Source organism: Streptomyces sp. NPDC051051 (assembly GCF_040682975.1).
Lineage (GTDB): Bacteria > Actinomycetota > Actinomycetes > Streptomycetales > Streptomycetaceae > Streptomyces.
In genome coordinates this window covers 1-2,531 of sequence record NZ_JBFBCB010000133.1, presented here as the reverse complement: position 1 = coordinate 2,531, position 2,531 = coordinate 1, and the positions used below count along the sequence as shown (strand labels likewise).

The window sequence follows — 2,531 nt, the reverse complement described above, 5'->3', positions numbered from 1 at the left end:
GACGACAACACCAGGCCCGCATCAGTCACTACAAACGGCGCGGACACAGTCCCTGAAACTGGTCAGCAATCAGCACAAGCACCGTTGCAGTACTAAACGGCAGCTACTTGGTCACCTCATGACAGCAGACCAGCCCACGCCCACAGCGCATGACCAGGCAATCAACAACCGAACCCAGCTGACGCACACCCGCTGCCACCAACACGCCCACTCACACTTTCCTCTCGCTCGCTCTCACCCGGTACCCGGCCAGAGTTGACACTGTTGACTATGGGCATTAGCTTTTAGCTAGTCGCATTAGCTTATAGCTATTGCGCTTAACGAGCAGGGAGATGTCATGGCTGAGTTCGTCTCCGTCCCGGGCGGCACCATCGCCTACGAGGCCGCTGGAGAAGGCCCGCTGGTCGCCCTGGCCCACGGCATGGGGGACAGCCGCACGGCGTACAGGTTCGTCCTGCCGCGTCTGGTGGCGGCGGGGTATCAAGTGGCCGCGGTCGACCTGCGGGGCTGTGGCGAGTCGAGCGCGCAATGGCCCTCCTACTCGCGCACCGACATTGCGGGCGATCTGCTCTCGGTGATCCGCCACATCGACAGCGGCCCGGCCGTCCTGGTCGGCCACTCGATCTCCGGCGGCGCCGCCACCATCGCGGCCGCCCAGGATCCCGATCTGGTCAGGGCCATCATCGAGCTGGGCCCCTTCACGCGCGCCCAGTCGATCAAGCTCGGCGACTTCCGCTCGAAGAGCTACCGCCAGGGTGCCTTCCGGCTGCTCGGCGCCAGCCTGTTCGGCAGCGTGGGACTGTGGTCCCGCTATCTCGACCACGCCTACCCGGGCCGCAAGCCGGCCGACTGGACCGACCGGCTGGCCCGCATCGAGGCGATGCTGGGCGAGCCCGGCCGGATGCGGGCGTTGCAGAAAATGGGGCAGTCGGCGCCGACCGACGCCGGCGCGCAGTTGGGCAACGTACGGTGCCCTGCCCTGATCGTGCAGGGCTCGCTCGACCCCGACTGGGTCGATCCGCGCGCCGAGGGCGAGGCGATCGTGGCCGCGATGCCAGCCGGTGTCGGAGAGCTCGCGGTGGTCGAGGGAGCCGGCCACTACCCGCACGACCAGTACCCCGAGGAGACGGTGTCCCTCATGCTGGCCTTCCTGGAAGCACACGCCCGTGCCTAGGGCGGGCCTCGACACGAGCGCCGTCGTCGCGGCGGGAGCGGCGCTCGCCGACGAGGTCGGTCTGTCAGGTCTGACCATGGGTCTGCTGGCCGACAGGCTCGGCGTACGGCCGCCGTCCCTGTACAAGCACATCGGCTCCCTGCACGAACTGCGGCACGGCATCTCCGTCCAGGCCAAGCGCGAATTCGCCCATCAGCTGGCCCGGGATTCCGTCGGCCGTTCCGGCCCTAACGCGGTCCGGGCGTTCGCCGACAGCTACCGCCACTGGGCCCTGGAGCATCCCGGCCGCTACGCCGCCACCGTCCCCGCTCCGGTAGCCGGTGACGAGGAGGACCGCCTCGTCAGCGAAGCGGCGTTGCAGGTTCTGCTCGACGTCCTCGCCGGTTTCGGCCTGCCCCACGCGCGCGTGGTCGACTCCGCACGGGCGCTGCGATCAGCACTCCACGGGTTCGTCACCCTTGAGGCCGCCGGCGGCTTCCAGATGCCCCGCGACGTCACACGGAGTTTCCACTTCCTCATCGACACCCTGATCGCCGGCTTCCAGGCCGACCCTCCTGACCGCGCCTCCGAAAGATGACATGGCCGCCACCGATCCCTCCCCATCCCCTCCACAGGCATCAAGCACCGTGAGGACCAGGACGCAACGGCCGGGGCACGACTATGTCCGAGGCGGCGTGCGCGTGGCCGCTGAGGTAATTGCTTGGGTGGGCAGCCCGTGGGCCCTGTGGTCGCACTCCGTCCCGCTGGCGATCGGCGCCGTTCTGCTGCTGATCGGGCTGCCTGCCGTCTTCAGCACCCCGGGCGACCGGCCCGGCGCAGACGCGCCCGTTGCGGTGCCGGGCATCGTCACCATCTTGCTGGTCGTGCTCCATCTGGTGGCGGCGGCAGTGTCTGCGTGGGCACTGTGGGGAACGTGGATCGCCGCAACGGTGACTGTCCTGTGCCTGGTCGTGCCGTTCACCGAGCTACCGCGCTGGCGAGCTCTGCTGAGCGCGACCCGCGATCAAACTGAGCGCCCAGCGCGCCGTCCCCGCTGTGACTGATCGCCATTGTCTCAGGTGCGAGTGAGAGCCCGTCGGCCGAGGACTCCACATCGCGGGCATCTTCCTCTGGTCCGCTCGGTGATCCAAACGAAACTGCCTAGTGGTGCTTCGTTAGGTTGTGGGCTGTCTGCGGCTGCTCCGAGGGCGGGGTAGGGGGCGTCCGCAGGTGGTGCAGGTACCGGTCCAGCACCTCAGCAGGTCCTGAAGAACGTCAAGGATTTGGTAGAGAGTTAGGCCGGTGTGCGGACTTTTGGGCCGAGCCGCCGGAGGGTGAGGAATGCCTGAGCGGCGGTGACGAGGGTGACGTGGTGGTG

Annotated in this window: 3 protein-coding genes; all 3 read left to right on the top strand. The window is 68.0% G+C overall.

Annotated features, from left to right (window positions below; translation table 11 throughout):
* Positions 1 to 337 precede the first annotated feature (337 nt).
* The 3 genes from AB0N31_RS36420 (at position 338) to AB0N31_RS36410 (ending at position 2,217) form a co-directional block, all read left to right on the top strand.
* Positions 338 to 1,174 (top strand): alpha/beta hydrolase, encoded by an 837-nt coding sequence (locus AB0N31_RS36420; RefSeq protein WP_366062826.1) that lies wholly within the window; start codon positions 338 to 340, stop codon positions 1,172 to 1,174.
* Positions 1,167 to 1,751: a WHG domain-containing protein gene (locus AB0N31_RS36415; protein ID WP_366062825.1), complete on the top strand. Its 585-nt coding sequence runs from the start codon at positions 1,167 to 1,169 to the stop codon at positions 1,749 to 1,751. The genes AB0N31_RS36420 and AB0N31_RS36415 overlap by 8 nt, the downstream gene beginning before the upstream one ends.
* Before the next feature lie 103 nt (positions 1,752 to 1,854).
* The gene (locus AB0N31_RS36410; protein WP_366062824.1) at positions 1,855 to 2,217 is read left to right on the top strand and encodes a hypothetical protein; all 363 of its coding nucleotides are present in this window, start codon (positions 1,855 to 1,857) and stop codon (positions 2,215 to 2,217) included.
* The last annotated feature ends 314 nt before the right edge of the window (positions 2,218 to 2,531 follow it).